Raw genomic sequence first — 17,689 nt, forward strand, 5'->3', positions numbered from 1 at the left:
TAGAAACTAGTTTAACGTCCTATATGAGCTAGTCTTTTTCCGCTTCTAAGATTATTCTCAATTTCTTCTAAAGAAACATCTTTAGTCTCTGGAACAAAGAATTTAACAAATACTACACAAATTAAACAAGATATAGCAAATCCAAAGAATGTATTTGCCGGATAGAAAGTTAGCCAAGTTAATGCAAAGTTTCCTATAATCGCATTACAAATCCAGTTAGCCATAGTTGAAGCAGTAACACCAAAATCTCGACCTTCTACAGGTTGGATTTCAGCACATAGAATCCAAACGACAGGTCCCATAGATATCGCAAATCCAAAAATGAACAATAAACAGAATATTAAAGCAACCCACTGTAAACTTTCAGAAAGCATCATTGGTTCACCATACATAAAGTGTGTTTTGAAAATTACGCCTACCACTAAACATGATGTTATTAAAAGAGTTAATCCAAAATAAAGTATCGGCTTACGTCCAAATTTATCTACATATCTAATAGCTAAGAAAGTAGTCAACATATTTAGTAACCCAATTACTATAGTTGAGGTAGCTGGGTTAGTAAAACCTGCCATTCCAAAAATATCTGATGAGTAATACATAAATGCATTCATACCAGTAAATTGTTGAAATGCCTGTAAAGCAATTCCTAAAAGAACTATTTTTATAAAAAACTTATGTTTAAGTAGAGAAAAAACTTTTTCTCCCTTATGAGTTGTTTGTTTAATTTCTTCAAGTTCTCTTGCAGCTGCTACTTCACATAATCTAATTTTTTTAAGAACAAACTCAGCTTCTTCATCTTTACCCTTTAATACAAGCCATCTTGGACTTCTTGGAAGAGATAAACATCCTAAAAACATTAATATTGATGGCACTGCTAATACAACTAACATCATTCTCCATGAGTGAGTATGCTCAAGTGCCGAATTAGTTAAAAAAACTAAAAATAATCCAATAGTAATCATTAATTGATACATAGCTATCAAAGCTCCTCTGAATTTCTTAGGTGAAATTTCAGATAAATATAATGGAGCAATGAAAGAAGCTATACCAACCGCATTACCTAATACAAATCTAGAAGAAATAAAAATTTCATAATTTGGCGCAAATATCCCAACTATTGTAAATACTGAAAATATTGCTGCTGCAATTAATAAAACTTTTCTTCTACCAAATTTTTTAGACAAAAATCCACTAACAAGAGCACCAAGCGCAGCTCCTACTAATAAAACTCCAGAAACATGACCTTGTTGATCGATATTAAGATCAAAAGTCTGAGCAATAAATTTTAAAGAGCCATTAACATAACCAATATCCATACCAAACAATAATCCGGCTAGTGCAGCTATAAAAGCTATTCTAATGGTTATAAAATTAATTCTTTCTGATGTTTCGTTTGTCATAATATGATTCCTCTTGCAAGACAAATATTTATACAGCAAAGTAATTCAATGATATACTAAGTATTTTAGATATAGAACATTTATTGTCTTTAAAAACATGTCAAAATTAACTAGCTCAAAGAACCAAATTAACTATTCACATCGTAGAAGAAATCCTTTAACTGGAGAATGGGTTCTTGTTTCTCCACATAGATTATCTAGACCTTGGCAAGGTCAAGCAGAAAAGGAAAATACTAATATTTCTCCTGAATATGATTCTAGTTGTTATCTATGTCCCGGAAACAAAAGAGCAAATGATGAAATAAATCCAAACTATAATGAGACTTTTGTTTTTGAAAACGATTTTTCAGCTTTAACTAAAGACAGTTCTAATCAAATTTATAATTCAGATGAACTATTCCAATTAGAAGAAGCTAATGGCATTGCTAAAGTTATCTGTTTTTCTCCAAAACATAACTTAACTATGGCTTCTATGGAAATTGAAGATATTAAAAAAGTTATAGGTCTATGGGTTTCAGAAGTTGATGATTTGAGCAAACAATATCAATGGGTACAAGTATTTGAAAATAAAGGCTCTATAATGGGCTGCTCAAACCCTCACCCTCATGGGCAAATTTGGGCTTGTGACTTTTTACCGACTGAGGCTGAAAAAGAATACATTCATCAAAAAGATTTTTATAAGAGTCATAATAAAAATTTACTTCTTGAGTATGTAAACAGAGAAATTAAAGAAAAAGATCGTATAGTAGCTAAAAATGGTGACTGGGTAATTGTGGTTCCTTTTTGGGCAACTTGGCCTTATGAAACATTACTTCTTCCAAGATTTCCATGCTGTCATCTAAATTATCTAAGTAAAAGACAGATAGAAAGTCTTTCTAAAATATTAAAAACTCTTCTAGTTAAATACGATAAATTATTTAATACTTCATTCCCTTATTCAATGGGATGGCATGGTTCTCCTTTTGCTCAAAAAAATGACTTCTGGCAACTACATGCTCATTTCTATCCACCATTATTAAGGTCAGCCACTGTGAAAAAATTTATGGTCGGTTTTGAAATGCTTGGTGAATCTCAAAGAGACATAACTCCTGAACTTGCTGCTGAAACATTAAGAAATATTGAGGTCGATATCTAGTGTCTGAAATCAATATATTTAATGAATTTAAAAAGCTTTATTCAAAAAATCCTGAAATATACTTTTCGCCTGGACGTGTAAATATAATTGGAGAACATACTGATTATAATAACGGTTTGGTAATGCCTATAGCTATAAATATGGGAACTTTTATTGCTATAGCTAAAAATAATGACTCACATATAAATGTATATAGTGAAAACTTAGATGATAGATTTTCTTTTGATCCTAAAAAAGTAGAAAACAAACTAGAAAATTCATGGCAAAACTATATTAAAGGAACTATTAAAACAGTAATTGATAGATCATTATCTAAAGAATATTCAAATGTAGATATATACATATATAGCAATTTACCGTTTGGTGCTGGACTATCTTCATCTGCCTCACTAACTACAGCTCTTGCTTATGCCTATAATCAAATAAATAAATTAGACCTATCTTCTTTAGAAATAACTAAAATAGCTCAATTTGTTGAACATGAGTACATTGGTACAAAATGTGGAATCATGGACCAAATGGCATGTGTCTTTTCTAGCAAAGATAATGCCACACTAATAGATTGTGAAAATTTTTCCTATAAAAATATTCCTTTTGACTTAAGTGATACTTATTTATTAATTTGTGATACAAACATTAAGCACAATCTTGCTGAATCCGCTTACAACCAGCGTAGACAAGATTGTGAAAGTATTGCTAGTTTTAATGGCTTACAATCATTAAGAGAGTTAACAGATGACTCTTTAAGTATTACAAATAAAAACCTTTCTAAAGAGAAATATCTCTTAGCAAAACATGTGTTCACCGAAAATAATAGAGTACTTAATGCTGCTAATGCAATGCAAGAAAAAGATTGGCAAAACCTTGGGCAGCTTATGTATCAATCTCATGATTCTTTAAAAGATGATTATAAAGTCAGCTGTGATGAGCTTGATTATTTAGTAGAACTCTCTAAAACTTTTGATGGCGTTTATGGAGCAAGAATGACAGGTGGTGGTTTTGGTGGAAGTACGATTCATCTAGTTAAAGAAAATGTTTTAGAAAAATACAAAGACTACTTAGAAGAAAATTATTTTAATAGATTTAAAATAAAACCTTTATTTTATATATCAAAAGCTTGCAATGGTACTCATAAAGTTGTAAACCATAGTTAATGATCTAAAATATTTTGGAGCGAAATATGAAAAAACTTAATATCATACTATTAACACTCTCTTTTATTCCTGCAGTCTCTTTTGCAAAAGATCACGATTGTAGCAAACTAGATACTCTTAATTATACAATTACTTCTGAAAAAACCATAAAAGCTAATGATGCTTCTGTAATTGTAGAGCTAAATGCTACAATAGTTCCTGATGATTTATCAAAAGTTCAGCAGCAAACAAAAGAAGCTCTAAATAAAATTACGAATACTAAAGATTGGGATACATATAGTTATAGTCAAAATAAAACTCCTAATGATTTGATAAATGTAGATATCTTATTTAAGAATCGCTTAACTTCTGATCAAATAAATGATCTTACAACAAAGCTTCCTTCATTAAGTTCAAATGGTAAAAAATATCAAATCTCATCTATCGATTACAAACCTACTTTAGAACAAATTGAAAATACTAAAAATGATCTAAGATTAGAAATGCTAGCTAAAGCTAAAGAGCAAACTAAAAACTTAAATCAAAAATTTGATGAGAAATATACTATTCATGACATCACATTCTCTTCATATCAGTCTAAACAGATTATGAGAAGTGATACTGTTAATTTAATGAGTGTAGCTAGACCCTCAAATTATAGTCAACAACCAATGGATGTTGCTACAGAAATAACTCTTAATGCAGATATAAAATTAGCCAAAGCAAATTCTTAATTTTTGCTATAAACAATTATAAATATTTAATCTACCTGATATTTTTTCAAAAGTATTTTAATTATCTAAAATTAAATGTTTTATAAACATTATAAGTTCTTTTTTATACTCCTGTTGCTTATACCAAGCATATGTTTTAGCTCTGAGACTCTAAAGCAAGAAGATGTATTAGATCAAAGTGAATATTATAATGTATATAATTTTGACAATATGAATACCAAAGATTTTGAGCCTGCTCCTTTTATAGGAATAAGTGGTGGATGGGGGCAAGCTACTTCATCACCTGCCGGTGGAGTAATATTTGCTACCGCAGGTTATAGATTTACAGAAAGTTTTGCGGCTGAATTTGGTTATTCAGGAATAATATCAAATGCTTACTCTACTACTCAAGTAAACAATAACTATATGGGAATACTGAAATATCATTATAAAATAAATGACTATCTTGAGCTTGGTGCTGGAGTGGGAGCTGGACTTAGTCACAATAGCATACAAAATATTGAAAATGCTAAAGGAGCTCCTTCTTCTTACCTTGAAAGTAATAACACCCAAACTGGCTTTGTAGTTTTTCCATTTAGTATAGGAACACCTATTAAATTTATTGATAATTTAAGTTTGGGAGTTAATTATATTTATGCGAGAACTTTTAATGGAGTTTCTGTAAATATTGTAACGACTGGATTAATATATTCTTTTTTATAACTCAATCTCTTCTAAAACTTTTAGTGTCTTTTTTATAATTATTTCTTTCTCTTGAACACTATATTCTTTAGCTACTAGATTACCCCATACTGGAGCTGGCCATGCTGGATCAGTTTTAAAACGCCCCACCACATGTATATGCATTTGCTTAACTACATTCCCAAGAGTAGCAATATTCAGTTTATCAACTTTATATTCTTTCTCCAAAAATATAGATAAATTATTCATAATGCTATTTATATTATATTGCACAGAATCATCTAATTGATACCATTCAGTCTTCTCTGTGAAAGGAACAATTATAAACCAAGGAACAGAAGAGTTATTCATAACTAAAACTTTACAGTCTAAAATCTCAGCTACTTCAAAAGTATCATTTTCTAATCTTTGATCTAGCTTAAACATTAAAATACTCCCTAACTTTTTCTAAATCTGCTAAAGTATCAACTCCTGCAGGTGTACTTTCTAAAGCATGTTCTATCGCTATCTTCTTACTATGCCAAAGAACTCTTAATTGCTCTAAAGATTCATACTGCTCAATAGGCGAACGAGAAAGTTCTGAATATTGTTTAAGAAACTCAACTCTATAGCCATAAATTCCTATATGTCTAAAATATTCAGCTTTGTTTACTATATTATCCTCTGAAAAACCTCTTTCCCAAGGAATTGGCGCTCGACTAAAATATAGTGCATATTTATTATCATCAAAAACCACTTTTACATTATTAGGATTATAAACATCTTTACTCGAAGTAATTTTTTCACATAAAGTAGAAACTACTGCCTCTGCTTTTTGCTCTAATAAATTAGCAGTTTGCTCTATATTTTTAATAGGTATTAAAGGCTCATCTCCTTGGACATTAACAACTATATCATTATTTAATAAGCCAATTTTTTCGACTACTTCAGCAATTCTATCTGTTCCTGACTCATGGCTTTCTGCAGTCATAACAACTTTAGCACTAAACTCTTCAGCTTTATTTTTAATCTCTAAAGAATCTGTAGCTATTATGACATCATCAAAACCTTTAGCCTGTATAGCTTGTTCATAAACTCTCTGGATCATAGGCTTTCCTGCTATGTCTAATAGCATTTTATTTGGAAGTCTCGTTGATTTTAACCTTGCTGGTATAACAATATATCTAGCCATATTTCTTTATCTCTTCAATATTTAACTTTTGAGCCTCTTCTACTATCATTACTGGAATATTATTCTTTATTGGATAGGCTAACTTATCAGCTTTACAGACCAATATATTTTTTTCTTTATCATAATGTAAATTTGATTTACAAACTGGGCACACTAACATATTTAATATTGATTGATCCATTATTTAACCTCTATAATAAATTCAAATTTTCCATCATTTTCTTTACTTGCTTTAACTATACTATAACCATTTACCCTACACCAAGCAGGAATATCATGCATAGTGCCAGGATCGGTACATATGACCTTTAAAATCTCACCAGACTTCATACTTCTTAGTTTATTTTGAGTTTTTATAACAGGCATAGGACACAATAGTCTTTCTAGTTTCAGTTCTTGCATATCAGACATACCACTCTTCTTTTATATCATCACTAGCCATTGGTTTTATTGTGACTTCTTTGTTTGTTCCATCAAGATATCCAAAAACTATTGTCACACTATCAGCTGTTTTTCCTTGAGTAAATCTTCCAATAATACTAGCTGTAAGTTCTTCATCATTCTTATCAAATTTTCCATCTATTAAAACTAATGGACCAGAGTGTGACGAACAATATGCGCTAACAAATTGATTTTTATATCCATTTAAATAATTATTCTCACCCTCTTCTCTTCCAACGATTAATTTAAAATCTGGTTTAAAACGAATGTGTCTACCAACTTTTAAAAGCATAATGTCATCAAACTCATAATCTCTAGAGTTTCTTGACTTCCATAAATCAACAAGTTTGTCAGAATATTGTTTATCTGTTAAAAAACAACAACCACCTGCAGGAGAGGCATAATCATCAATACCCCAGTCCTTAGCAAGTTTCATTTGATCTTTTCGACCTCTACCAGTTATGCCTAAAAGTTTAGATCTATCAACCCAACCTTCTCTTTCTGGCTTCGTTTCCGGTAAATTAAGAGCACTCAAAGGTCTTAATAGCAAATCATCAACTCCTGATTGCTTTTGAACAACGGGCATCGTGTCTTTTCTTTGAGACATTGGTCTTTGACCTATAACCTCACCAGTTATAATAAAATCAAAACCATTTTCTTTAGCCCATTCTTTTGCTTTACGAACCATAAAAATTTTACAATCAAGACATGGATTCATATTTGCACCATATCCATATTTAGGATTTAATAGCACGTCTTTATACTCTTCAATCACATCTATTATATGTAGTTGGATACCAAGCTGCTCTGCCACCCAAAGAGCATTATTCCTTTTTTGCTTATTTTCTTTCTGCTTACGAATCGCATGGGTATGCCCTTCTACACAAAAACCTGTAAAAAAGTTAATTCCTTCAACGTGGATACCCTGATCTTGCATTAGTTTTGTCGCCAACATGGAGTCTAAGCCACCAGAAATTAGAGATACCGCTTTTATTTGTTTTTTACTCATGAAAATTAAATTTACATTTTATATTTTTATAAATTATCCTAATTCTAACATTATCATTTTTTTTTAACTACACGTTAATGTCGATATACTTTTCAAAATACTATATATAAAATGTTTTTATTAACTAGTTTAGGATTTTAGTTATGAATTCTTTTTCATTCAAAAAAGCTTCCAATGTACTTTTAGCTACGCAATTATTCTCAACTATAAGTTTCGCAGTATTATATTCAACCCTTGTTTTATTTATGACTCAAGCACTTGGTTTTTCAGTAGCAAAAGCTAGTGCAACTATGGGAGTTTTTGTTGCTTTTAATTATGGTCTTCATATTTTAGGAGGATATATTGGAGGTAGATTAGTAAGTTACAGAGTATTATTCCTAGTAGGTATGTTTTTACAAATCTTAGCATGCCTTTTCTTAATTAAACCTAGTGTATGGAATTTATATATTGCTTTATCTTTATTTCTAACTGGTTGCGGATTAAATGTTCCCTGTATAAATATGATGCTAACCCAACAATTCTCGTCAGATGATCACCAAAGAGAAACTGCTTTTTTTTGGAATTATGCTGGAATGAATGTTGGTTTTTTTATTGGCTTCACTATTGCTGGAATCTTTCATTCAAGCCAAAGTTATAATATTCTATTTTTATTAACTACTGTAACTAATATAATTGCCTTTGTATTATTATCCATTGGCTGGAATACTGTCGCAGATAAAACGACCCCTTTAGTTAGAAGAGTAACTATTGTTGGAAATTCCATACTCGTAAAATATAACTCTTACGGCCTAGGTATAGTTTTATTAACTATTATAATTTTATTTATAGCTCTTCAATTTCCATTAAATACAAATATCTTAGCTCTTATTATTGGCCTTTGTTTATTATTCATGTTTATACCAATTGCTAAAAAACAAAAAACGAAAGCTCAAAGAGATAAAGTATATGCCTATGTTATTTTAGCCACATTTGGATTGGTTTTTTGGTCAGCCTATTCATTAGCACCAATGGCTCTAACTGTATTTACTCAATCAAATGTGGATAGAGATTTTTTAGGAATGACAATACCTACTCAATGGTTCCAAAATGTAAATACTATAGTTATTGCAGTAGGTGGACCATTACTTCCTTTAGTGCTAGTGACTATACGTAAAAAATTCATTTTTTCTTTCCCTATGCAATTCTGCTTTGGAATTATATTTATGGGAATTGGTTTTTTTATGCTCGTTTTAGGAGTTTTAACATCTGGAAAAACTGGATATACCGCTGCCATTTGGTTAATACTTAGTTATTTTTTCCAATCTTTAGGAGAGCTACTTATAGGCCCTACAGGATATGCTATGATTGGTAAACTTGCTACTCCTAAGCTGCAAGGACTAATGATGGGTTCTTGGATGGTAGTAGTAGGTAGTACATCAGGAGTCATCGCTAGTCTGCTTTCTATTGCTATAGCTCCTAAAAATATTGATACAAACCCTCTAGTAACTAATTCAAGTTATGAAGGATTATTTATTTCACTTTCTATGCTTGCTTTCATTTCTGCAACTATATTATTTTTTATAATCCCTAAAGTAAGAAAGTTAGCAAGTATTCATAAAAAACCAAATACTTTATAAATTTGAGTTTTTAACTATATTTCATAAGTACTATATTTTATAATTACTCTTTAGTAACTATATTAATTTCTATATATCAGGCTAAATGCTAGAAAAAATAAATTATAAGAAACTTAATATTCACCAATATGTCCCTCTAATAGTATCTATAACTATTGCTCTAAATGGCTTTATAACTATGATGGCAACAGCTATTCCAGTTATAAATAAAATGTTTTCCCTACATATAGATAACAATATTACTTCTGATATATATGATTTAGGTATGAAGTTTAATGTCGGACTAGGAATAGCAATGCCACTAATCCTAGGATATTTGATGATTCTTATAGCAAAAGGTATTTATCAAAGAAAAAGATTTTATTGGTCTATTGCTGTTATTTTAATTACATTGTCAATGTTAGGTGACTACATACAAGATAAGCATTTCTCATATAATATTACCTTTACGGTTCATGCTTTTGAAATAGTTCTACTACTAACCTTTACTAAAGTTTTTAATAAAAAAGTTTCAAAAAAAATATCATACCAACAATTTATAATTACTTTCACATTTTTATTAGCTGTTGTTTATAGTGTACTTGGTGTTTATTATCTTAGAAATCAATTTGAAGGTATCGAAACTATTACAGATGCTGTTTACTTTACTTTTGTAACTTTTAGTACTGTTGGTTATGGAGATATTCATCCAGTAACCCAAGAAGCTAAGATGTTTACAATGAGTATCATGTTACTTGGAATTGGTGTATTTGCTACTATTGTTACTTTACTAGCAAGTTCAGTAATAGGGAAAATCATATCAAGATTTAAATTTAAAGATGGGGTTGTTTTTATGAAAAATCATGTGATTTTATGTGGCTATACAGAAATAGCAAAATATATGATTGCAAAATATTCTGAAACTCTTACTGATATAGTAGTTATTCAAGAAAACTATAAAGGAGAGTTTATAGATTCTAATGATGAAGGAAAAAAGTTTATCGATGCAGAATCATCAGACTCTGATGCTCTTAAACAAGCAAATATTCATAAAGCTAAAACTATATTTATTTTGAATGATAAAGATTCTGATAATATTTTGACTTTACTAGCTATAAAAGAAATTCTAAAAAATAGTAAAAAAGATGATTTACCTTTTATTGCAATTAAATTAGATAAAGAAGAAAATATAAACATAGCTAATAATATTGGTGTTGATCAAATTGTCTCACCAACAAGAAAAGTAGCTGAAATGTTAATGAATAAGCATTGTGAAGTTAAATCTTTTGTAGATAAAAAATAAATGCTATTATGTGCGATGAAATATTTTTATATAACATATTTTTATGTTCTAGGAGAGTGAAATAATGGATTTTAATTACGATATAATAATCATTGGTAGTGGTCCTGGTGGTGAAGGAGCTGCAATGAAAGCTACTAGAAATGGAAAAAAAGTAGCTATCGTAGAAGGAGATGCCCTAGGCGGTGGATGTACTCATTGGGGAACAATTCCTAGTAAAACATTAAGACAGATCGCTAGAGAAATTGGCATGTCTGGTGAAAAAGGAAGTTATGACTTCCCTAAAATGTTAGAAGGAGCTTATGACATTGCTGAGCTTCAAACTAAAATTAAGGAAAGTAGATACATAAACCATGAAATTGATATATTCTATGGTTTTGCTAGTTTTGTAAATAAAAATACTATAAAAATAACTAGAAAAAATGGCTCAAGTGAAACAATTTCTGCTGAAAATTTTATATTATCAACAGGATCTAGACCTTACCACCCTTCAGATATAGACTTTTCTGATCCTAGAATATTAGATAGTGATAAAATTCTAACTCTTCAGGATAAAAATATAAAATCTATCTCAATTTATGGTGCTGGTGTTATTGGATGTGAATATGCTTCAATATTGAGAGCTTTAGATATTCATATTAATCTTATAAATACTAGAGATAAGTTAATGTCTTTCTTAGATGATGAAATCGTTGAAAACTTAACAAATCACTTCAGTATAAACCAGCATATTCATCTAATAAATAATGAAACTTACAAATCGATAAGAGCTAATGACAAAGGTGTTACTATCACTTTAAAGTCAGGAAGGATTATTGAATCTGATTATATCCTATTTGCTCTTGGTAGATCTGGTAACATAGAAGGCTTAAATTTAGAAAAAATTGGAGTAAAAACTGATCCTAGTAGGGGCTTAATATTAATTGATGAAAGCTATAAAACTTCTGTACCTAACATTTATGCTGTTGGTGATGTTATTGGTTCGCCATCATTAGCTTCAGCAGCCTTTAACCAAGGACGTTTTGCTGCAACTCATATTATAGATGGTTCATGTAATGATCAACTTGTTGATGATATACCAACAGGGATTTATACTAGACCTGAAATTAGTTCTATTGGTAAAACTGAGCAAGCTTTAATAGCTGAGGGAATTCCATATGAAGTTGGTAGATCATACTTTAAAGAATTAGCGAGAGCTCAAATTTCTAGAAATAAAACTGGTATGCTTAAAATTTTATTTGACCCAGAAAATGGAACGATCTTAGGTGTTCACTGCTTCGGGCATAGAGCATCTGAGATTATTCATATTGGACAGGCTATAAAAGCTATGCCTGGTAAATATAACACTATAAGATACTTCTTAAATACTACATTCAACTATCCTACAATGGCAGAAGCTTATCGTATCGCAGCTATTGATGGTGTTAATAAAGTAAAAATGAGAAAACTTGCTGAAGAAAAACAGCAAAAAATAATAAATAGTTAATTCTGTATTTTCAAAATAGTTATCTATATAATGCTCTTTTATTTAAATTATCATTTTAGTTAATGTCTGAATTTTACTTAATTTTATTTTTTGTTTTCATTATTGGAGCATCCATAGGAAGCTTTTTGAATGTTCTTATCTATAGACTTCCGAGAAAGATAGATTTAGAAGAAAAGAGTATAGCTAAAGAGATATTAAATATACCTAATGATAATGATGAAAAAGAAAGTATTTCAAGACCATCAAAATGTCCTAAATGTTTAAATAAATTAAAATATAGACATAATATACCTATATTAGGTTGGCTATTATTGAAAGGCAAATGTTATTTTTGTAAAAATACTATATCTATACAATATCCTTTAATAGAACTTTTAACTGCTGTTAGCTTTACTTTGATTATTTACTTCTATGGTTTAACTAATCAAGCTTATGCTCTTATTCTACTTATAACATTTTTCATTCCCTTGTTCTTTATTGATGCAAAACATCAAATATTACCTGATAGCCTAACCCTTCCTCTTATCTGGATTGGATTAATTTTTAATAGTTATGGAATGTTTACTGACTTAAATAGCGCTGTGTGGGGAGTCATAGTAGGCTACCTGTCTTTGTGGTGTATTTTTTGGTTATATAAAATTCTTACTGGAAAAGAAGGTTTTGGATATGGTGACTTTAAACTACTAGCAGGGGTTGGTGCATGGTTTGGTGTACAGATGCTTTTATACACAGTATTTATCAGCTGTATTATAGGAATTATATTAGCAATCGTTCTAAGTTTGTTTAAAAAAGAAAAAACAAATGTTTTACCATTTGGTCCAGCAATCATCTTAGCAGTAATCTTCTATTTATTAACTAAAGATAGCTTGTATATATGTTATAATCATCTGATGTTAATACAAAACTAAAGTGAATACTATGAATAAAAAAGCCCTTATTGCACTAATGACTTTTATAGTTTCCTTAGTAGTTATAATATATGTTTTTAGCATTAAAAGTGTATCTGGAAATGATACTACTAGAGCTAAAACATTAGTTGAAAAAGCATTTCCTCAATACTCTATAGTAAAACAATTTGACACAGGTATTCATTTACAAGGCTTCATATTAGAAGATAAAAAAGATCCTAATAAAAAAACTGTTACTTTCACTAGTGAAGATGGTTTTGTAATAGTTAACGGTGAGTTATTAGCTTGGGACATTAATCAGGATAAAGTTACTAATCTAAATAAACTATATACTAAATACTTTATAACTGATGATAGAGCTAATCAATTATATGTAGCGATAAAGCAAAAAGCTGCCTATATTCAGCAAGGAGATAATAATGCTCCTCATAAATTTTATGCAATAATTGATCCAGGCTGTGAGTTTTGTCATGCTCTTTTTAATGCATCTCAAGAAGCAATAAAACAAAAACAATTAGCTGTTAGATGGATTGTTGTTGGAGCTTTAGATAATAGCAAAAATGTAGCAAATAGCATCTATAACTCAGAAAATCTATTAAATGCTCTTTTGAGCTATGAAAACTCAAAAGTATATGACAAACAACTATCTAAAGAAACAAATGAGAAAGTTGAAAATAATGATGGATTAATAAAATATATAACTGGCTTCCCTACTATCGTATATAAAAATAATGAAGATTATTTAAGAATCTCAGGTGGTGGCAAACTTCCTCTAACTCCAGGAAAAGTTGCTGAAAAAGATAATATTAAAAAAGTAAATGAATTTTTACTATTAACATCTAATAAGTTCTAATGAAATATTTAACCAGCATACTCCTTATATTAATATCAAGCTTTTCATTTGCTAGCGATATTCAAGTTCAAAATAAAATATCAAAAGTTCAAGGTAAGTTTGGTGGCAAAATTGGTATATATACTATAGATAGAAATAATTGGAAAAATTTTAAATATAATGAAAATTTTCAATTTCCAATTTGTAGTGTTTTTAAATTTCTTGTTGTTGGAGCTATACTTAAAGAAAGTATGGAAAATCCAGGTTTATTAGATAAAAAAATAAAAATCAATGAAGGAGATATTGTAGGATATACACCTGTAACTTCTAAAAATATAAATAAATCTTTAAGTGTAAAAGATTTAAGTAAAGCAGCAATTTTAAGTGATAATACAGCAACTAATTTATTAATAAATGAGCTTGGTGGTTTAAAAAAACTAAATGAATTTATTATAAGCTTAAATGATAAAGATACTATTATTACAGCTAACGAGCCTAACGTGAATAATATTAATCTCCATGATAATTTCAATAAAACCTCTCCTAAATCGATAGCTAGAGACATTAACAAAATTGCTTTTAGCGATGATGTATTAGACAAAAGACACCAAAAGCTTTTCAGAAAATGGTTAAAAGAAAATGATACTGGAAAAAATAGGATAGCTTATAGTCTTCCTGAGGGTTGGCAAATTGGTGATAAAACAGGAACATGTGAGTATGGCAGTACGAATGATGTTGCTATCTTATGGCCTAAAGGTAAAAAGGCTATTATTATGAGTATCCTTTATACTCAAGCTGACAAGAATGCCAAACCTAAAGATGAAATCATTCAAGCAACCTCAAAAATAGTTTTAGATTATATAACTTCTCAAGAATATGAATAAAAGCATAAAAATGATTGTAGGCCTAGGTAACATAGGCAAAGAATATGAAGATACTCGTCATAATGTTGGTGAATGGTTTATTAGTAAAATAGCTCAACAAAACAATGAATCATTTAGTCTAAATAGCAAATTAAATGCTTATATTTCTAAAGTTAATATACATGGAAAAAATGTAATCTTAGCATTTCCAAATACATATATGAATAATAGTGGCTTAGCTGTTATTAAGGTAGCTAATTTTTATAAAATTAGTCCTGATGAAATATTAGTTGCTCATGATGAGTTAGATATAAATCCAGGAGAAATTAGATTAAAAAAAGGTGGTGGACATGGTGGACATAATGGTCTACGGAGTATACACCAACATCTTGGAACTGATGATTATATAAGACTTAGAATTGGTATAGGTCATCCAGGTCATAAAAATAAAGTTGCTAACTATGTTCTATCAAATCCATCAATAGAACAAGAAAAACAGATTAATGAAGCTATCGATAATGCGATATGTTTTTTAGATGATATAATAAAATGCAATTTTGAGCCCGTAATGAACAGGCTACATTCAAAATAAATATTAATAAGGAATTATTATGGGATTTAAATGTGGTATCGTAGGTTTACCAAACGTTGGTAAATCAACTCTATTTAATGCTCTTACTGAAGCAGGTATACAAGCTGAGAACTACCCTTTTTGTACAATTGACCCTAACGTCGGTATCGTTTCTGTACCAGATAAAAGACTAGATGAGTTAGCAAAAATAGTAAACCCTGAGAGAATACTACCAACAACTATGGAGTTCGTTGATATCGCTGGATTAGTTGCTGGAGCTAGCAAAGGAGAAGGTTTAGGTAATAAATTCTTAGCTAATATTAGGGAGACTGATGCGATAGCTCATGTTGTTAGATGTTTTGATGATGACAATGTTATTCATGTAAATGGAAAAGTAGATCCTATAGATGATATTAATACTATAAATATGGAGCTTCTTCTAGCTGATATTGAATCTGTAGATAAATCAATCCAACGTTTTGCTAAGATGAAAAAAGGTGGAGATAAAGAAGCTTTAGCTAAAGCTGATTTTTATACAAAACTAAAAGAACATCTTGAAGCTGAGAAACCTGCCAGAACTTTTGAACTAAATGACGATCAAGCTAAATGGTTAAAGCAAACTCCCCTACTTACAAGTAAACCAGTACTATATATTGCTAATGTTAATGATGATGGTTTTGAAAATAATCCTTTACTAGATAAAGTTGTTGAATATGCAAAAAGTGAAAACTCTAATGTCGTTCCTGTTTGTGCTGCTATGGAGCAAGAAATAACTCAACTAGAGAAAGATGAAAAACTAGAATTTTTAGCCGATATGGGTCTTACTGAAACAGGGTTAGATAGAGTTATAAAAGCTGGTTATGATTTACTTAATTTACATACATATTTAACTGCTGGTGTAAAAGAAGTAAGAGCTTGGACAATACCTATTGGAGCAACAGCACCACAAGCAGCCGGAGTTATCCATACAGATTTTGAGAGAGGTTTTATTCGCGCAGAAGTTATATCATACGATGACTACATAAAATTTAATGGAGAAAAAGGAGCTAAAGAAGCTGGAAAAGCTAGATTAGAAGGTAAAGAATATATTGTAAAAGACGGTGATGTAATTCACTTCAGATTTAATGTTTAATTATTGTCTGATTCAATATCGTTAATTTTATAGAGTTAATTTTATTATCCTTAATATCTAGAATCTCTAAAACAATATTACCCTGCTTAATACAGCATTCTCCACAAGGTAAATTCTCTATTTCTTCAATAATAAAACCTGAAAGTGTTTTTGCATCTTCGCTTTCTAAATGAACTTCTATATGCCTATTTATTTCTCTTAAAGTCGCACTACCACCAACTATATAGGAATTATTACTTATTTTGCGGATATTATTATGTACATCAAATCTATCAGAGAATTCTCCGACTATTTCTTCCATAATATCCTCTACAGTTATTGTTCCTGTTACATCTCCATACTCATCAACAACTATTGCAAAACGTAAACTTTTCTTTTGAAAGTTGATTAACTGAGATTGTAGAGATACTGTTTCTGGGATAAAGTATGGCTGTATAGCTATCTTTCTTAATCTCGCTACTGATATGCTAGATTTTGACATCAAAATTTGTATTATATCACTCATTTTAACAACACCTATTACATCATTTATATTATCTTGGCATAAGATTAGATTTGAACTTTTGCTTTTGATTAGCCTAGCTTTTATTTTATCTATTGATTGATTTATATCTATATATTCAATCTTGTTATGATGAACCATAACATCTTGTACAAAGATTTTATCTAACTCTAAGACACCTAGTAACATATTCTTATTTTTAGCACCAAGCTTTGTATTAGACTCATGCACTACAGTATGGATTTCTTCTTTGTTCAAAGCTTCTGCATTACTATTCTCTAGCTTTATTCCAAAAGGTCTTAAGATAATCTTTGAAATTACATTGAGAGCTATTACTAATGGATAAGAGACAATTATTATTATTTTTAGAGGTAATGAAAATGGGAATGCCAATTTCTGAGGATAAACAGCAGCAAATGACTTTGGAATAATTTCCCCAAAAATCAATATAATTATAGTTAACACTATTGTTGATACCATTAAACCAAGCTCGCCAAAGTGGCTTTCAGAATAACGTGCTAGCAATGCTGATGCTAAGATATTTGCAAATGTATTTCCAATTAGAATACTGACTAAAAGGTTATCTGGTCTTGAGATGAGTTCTAAGCTTCTTTTTGCTTGTTTATTATTTTTCTTTGCTAAATGTTTTAATTTATATTTATTTAGAGCCATCATGCTTGTTTCAGAGCTTGAGAAAAAAGCAGAACATAAAACTAATATCGTTAAAATTAATATAATGGTATAAATATCCATCTATTCACTAATAAAAAAATTGGTAGCTATATTTTAGCTATGA

19 protein-coding genes are annotated in these 17,689 nt (G+C 29.9%); 12 read left to right on the forward strand and 7 right to left on the reverse strand.

What is annotated here, in order from left to right; translation table 11 throughout:
- Positions 1-11: 11 nt before the first annotated feature.
- Positions 12-1,400: a sugar porter family MFS transporter gene (locus tag KX01_RS07120; protein WP_071664328.1), complete on the reverse strand. Its 1,389-nt coding sequence runs from the start codon at positions 1,398-1,400 to the stop codon at positions 12-14.
- Positions 1,401-1,497: 97 nt separating this feature from the next.
- Between KX01_RS07120 and KX01_RS07125 the strand changes: the two genes are divergently transcribed.
- The 4 genes from KX01_RS07125 to KX01_RS07140 all read left to right on the forward strand — a co-directional run bounded on the left by KX01_RS07125 (position 1,498) and on the right by KX01_RS07140 (position 5,104).
- Complete coding sequence (locus KX01_RS07125; RefSeq protein ID WP_071664329.1) at positions 1,498-2,535, forward strand: UDP-glucose--hexose-1-phosphate uridylyltransferase; 1,038 nt, start codon at positions 1,498-1,500, stop codon at positions 2,533-2,535.
- Positions 2,535-3,689, forward strand: coding sequence for a galactokinase (gene galK, locus KX01_RS07130; RefSeq protein WP_071664330.1), 1,155 nt, complete (start codon positions 2,535-2,537; stop codon positions 3,687-3,689). Before KX01_RS07125 ends, galK begins: the two co-directional genes overlap by 1 nt.
- A 26-nt stretch (positions 3,690-3,715) precedes the next feature.
- Positions 3,716-4,402 carry a hypothetical protein gene (locus KX01_RS07135; protein WP_071664331.1) on the forward strand — a complete coding sequence of 229 codons (687 nt, stop codon included), beginning with the start codon at positions 3,716-3,718 and terminating at the stop codon, positions 4,400-4,402.
- 75 nt (positions 4,403-4,477) lie between these two features.
- Positions 4,478-5,104 carry an outer membrane beta-barrel protein gene (locus KX01_RS07140; RefSeq protein ID WP_083578913.1) on the forward strand — a complete coding sequence of 209 codons (627 nt, stop codon included), beginning with the start codon at positions 4,478-4,480 and terminating at the stop codon, positions 5,102-5,104.
- Here the strand turns inward: KX01_RS07140 and KX01_RS07145 are convergent.
- The 5 genes from KX01_RS07145 to KX01_RS07165 are packed head-to-tail and all read right to left on the reverse strand — an operon-like array spanning position 5,099 to position 7,704.
- Positions 5,099-5,509, reverse strand: coding sequence for an HIT domain-containing protein (locus KX01_RS07145; RefSeq protein ID WP_071664332.1), 411 nt, complete (start codon positions 5,507-5,509; stop codon positions 5,099-5,101). The genes KX01_RS07140 and KX01_RS07145 overlap by 6 nt on opposite strands.
- Positions 5,502-6,254 (reverse strand): 3-deoxy-manno-octulosonate cytidylyltransferase, encoded by a 753-nt coding sequence (kdsB, locus tag KX01_RS07150; RefSeq protein WP_071664333.1) that lies wholly within the window; start codon positions 6,252-6,254, stop codon positions 5,502-5,504. The genes KX01_RS07145 and kdsB overlap by 8 nt, the downstream gene beginning before the upstream one ends.
- Positions 6,247-6,435 carry a Trm112 family protein gene (locus KX01_RS07155; RefSeq protein WP_071664334.1) on the reverse strand — a complete coding sequence of 63 codons (189 nt, stop codon included), beginning with the start codon at positions 6,433-6,435 and terminating at the stop codon, positions 6,247-6,249. The genes kdsB and KX01_RS07155 overlap by 8 nt, the downstream gene beginning before the upstream one ends.
- Positions 6,435-6,665 (reverse strand): sulfurtransferase TusA family protein, encoded by a 231-nt coding sequence (locus KX01_RS07160; protein ID WP_119330670.1) that lies wholly within the window; start codon positions 6,663-6,665, stop codon positions 6,435-6,437. Before KX01_RS07160 ends, KX01_RS07155 begins: the two co-directional genes overlap by 1 nt.
- Positions 6,658-7,704: a tRNA (5-methylaminomethyl-2-thiouridylate)-methyltransferase gene (locus tag KX01_RS07165; RefSeq protein ID WP_071664335.1), complete on the reverse strand. Its 1,047-nt coding sequence runs from the start codon at positions 7,702-7,704 to the stop codon at positions 6,658-6,660. The genes KX01_RS07160 and KX01_RS07165 overlap by 8 nt, the downstream gene beginning before the upstream one ends.
- A 143-nt stretch (positions 7,705-7,847) precedes the next feature.
- Between KX01_RS07165 and KX01_RS07170 the strand changes: the two genes are divergently transcribed.
- The 8 genes from KX01_RS07170 (at position 7,848) to ychF (ending at position 16,391) form a co-directional block, all read left to right on the forward strand.
- Positions 7,848-9,320, forward strand: coding sequence for a peptide MFS transporter (locus tag KX01_RS07170; RefSeq protein ID WP_071664336.1), 1,473 nt, complete (start codon positions 7,848-7,850; stop codon positions 9,318-9,320).
- 85 nt (positions 9,321-9,405) lie between these two features.
- Positions 9,406-10,602 carry an ion channel gene (locus KX01_RS07175; RefSeq protein ID WP_083578914.1) on the forward strand — a complete coding sequence of 399 codons (1,197 nt, stop codon included), beginning with the start codon at positions 9,406-9,408 and terminating at the stop codon, positions 10,600-10,602.
- A gap of 64 nt (positions 10,603-10,666) precedes the next feature.
- Positions 10,667-12,085 (forward strand): Si-specific NAD(P)(+) transhydrogenase, encoded by a 1,419-nt coding sequence (gene sthA / locus KX01_RS07180; RefSeq protein ID WP_071664337.1) that lies wholly within the window; start codon positions 10,667-10,669, stop codon positions 12,083-12,085.
- Between the two features lie 62 nt (positions 12,086-12,147).
- Complete coding sequence (locus KX01_RS07185) at positions 12,148-12,993, forward strand: prepilin peptidase (RefSeq protein WP_071664338.1); 846 nt, start codon at positions 12,148-12,150, stop codon at positions 12,991-12,993.
- A 10-nt stretch (positions 12,994-13,003) separates the two neighbouring features.
- Positions 13,004-13,846, forward strand: a complete 843-nt coding sequence (locus tag KX01_RS07190) for a thioredoxin domain-containing protein (protein WP_071664339.1) — start codon at positions 13,004-13,006, stop codon at positions 13,844-13,846.
- Positions 13,846-14,709 carry a class A beta-lactamase gene (gene bla, locus KX01_RS07195; RefSeq protein WP_071664340.1) on the forward strand — a complete coding sequence of 288 codons (864 nt, stop codon included), beginning with the start codon at positions 13,846-13,848 and terminating at the stop codon, positions 14,707-14,709. The genes KX01_RS07190 and bla overlap by 1 nt, the downstream gene beginning before the upstream one ends.
- Positions 14,702-15,280: an aminoacyl-tRNA hydrolase gene (pth, locus tag KX01_RS07200; RefSeq protein ID WP_071664341.1), complete on the forward strand. Its 579-nt coding sequence runs from the start codon at positions 14,702-14,704 to the stop codon at positions 15,278-15,280. Before bla ends, pth begins: the two co-directional genes overlap by 8 nt.
- 19 nt (positions 15,281-15,299) lie before the next feature.
- A complete protein-coding gene (ychF, locus tag KX01_RS07205) occupies positions 15,300-16,391 on the forward strand; it encodes a redox-regulated ATPase YchF (RefSeq protein ID WP_071664342.1) in 1,092 nt (363 codons plus the stop codon).
- On the opposite strand, the gene KX01_RS07210 is transcribed toward ychF, so the two are convergent.
- Positions 16,381-17,646, reverse strand: coding sequence for an HlyC/CorC family transporter (locus KX01_RS07210; RefSeq protein ID WP_071664343.1), 1,266 nt, complete (start codon positions 17,644-17,646; stop codon positions 16,381-16,383). The two genes, ychF and KX01_RS07210, sit on opposite strands and share 11 nt — an antisense overlap.
- Positions 17,647-17,689: the final 43 nt, after the last annotated feature.

Source organism: Francisella frigiditurris, assembly GCF_001880225.1.
GTDB lineage: Bacteria > Pseudomonadota > Gammaproteobacteria > Francisellales > Francisellaceae > Francisella > Francisella frigiditurris.

Bases quoted from the DNA above. Each gene is read 5' to 3' on its own strand.
- KX01_RS07120 (WP_071664328.1), bottom strand. From the start codon at position 1,400: ATGACAAACGAAACATCAGAAAGAATTAATTTTATAACCATTAGAATA.
- KX01_RS07125 (WP_071664329.1), top strand. From the start codon at position 1,498: ATGTCAAAATTAACTAGCTCAAAGAACCAAATTAACTATTCACATCGT.
- KX01_RS07135 (WP_071664331.1), top strand. From the start codon at position 3,716: ATGAAAAAACTTAATATCATACTATTAACACTCTCTTTTATTCCTGCA.
- KX01_RS07140 (WP_083578913.1), top strand. From the start codon at position 4,478: ATGTTTTATAAACATTATAAGTTCTTTTTTATACTCCTGTTGCTTATA.
- KX01_RS07145 (WP_071664332.1), bottom strand. From the start codon at position 5,509: ATGTTTAAGCTAGATCAAAGATTAGAAAATGATACTTTTGAAGTAGCT.
- kdsB (WP_071664333.1), bottom strand. From the start codon at position 6,254: ATGGCTAGATATATTGTTATACCAGCAAGGTTAAAATCAACGAGACTT.
- KX01_RS07155 (WP_071664334.1), bottom strand. From the start codon at position 6,435: ATGGATCAATCAATATTAAATATGTTAGTGTGCCCAGTTTGTAAATCA.
- KX01_RS07160 (WP_119330670.1), bottom strand. From the start codon at position 6,665: ATGTCTGATATGCAAGAACTGAAACTAGAAAGACTATTGTGTCCTATG.
- KX01_RS07165 (WP_071664335.1), bottom strand. From the start codon at position 7,704: ATGAGTAAAAAACAAATAAAAGCGGTATCTCTAATTTCTGGTGGCTTA.
- KX01_RS07170 (WP_071664336.1), top strand. From the start codon at position 7,848: ATGAATTCTTTTTCATTCAAAAAAGCTTCCAATGTACTTTTAGCTACG.
- KX01_RS07175 (WP_083578914.1), top strand. From the start codon at position 9,406: ATGCTAGAAAAAATAAATTATAAGAAACTTAATATTCACCAATATGTC.
- sthA (WP_071664337.1), top strand. From the start codon at position 10,667: ATGGATTTTAATTACGATATAATAATCATTGGTAGTGGTCCTGGTGGT.
- KX01_RS07185 (WP_071664338.1), top strand. From the start codon at position 12,148: ATGTCTGAATTTTACTTAATTTTATTTTTTGTTTTCATTATTGGAGCA.
- KX01_RS07190 (WP_071664339.1), top strand. From the start codon at position 13,004: ATGAATAAAAAAGCCCTTATTGCACTAATGACTTTTATAGTTTCCTTA.
- bla (WP_071664340.1), top strand. From the start codon at position 13,846: ATGAAATATTTAACCAGCATACTCCTTATATTAATATCAAGCTTTTCA.
- pth (WP_071664341.1), top strand. From the start codon at position 14,702: ATGAATAAAAGCATAAAAATGATTGTAGGCCTAGGTAACATAGGCAAA.
- ychF (WP_071664342.1), top strand. From the start codon at position 15,300: ATGGGATTTAAATGTGGTATCGTAGGTTTACCAAACGTTGGTAAATCA.
- KX01_RS07210 (WP_071664343.1), bottom strand. From the start codon at position 17,646: ATGGATATTTATACCATTATATTAATTTTAACGATATTAGTTTTATGT.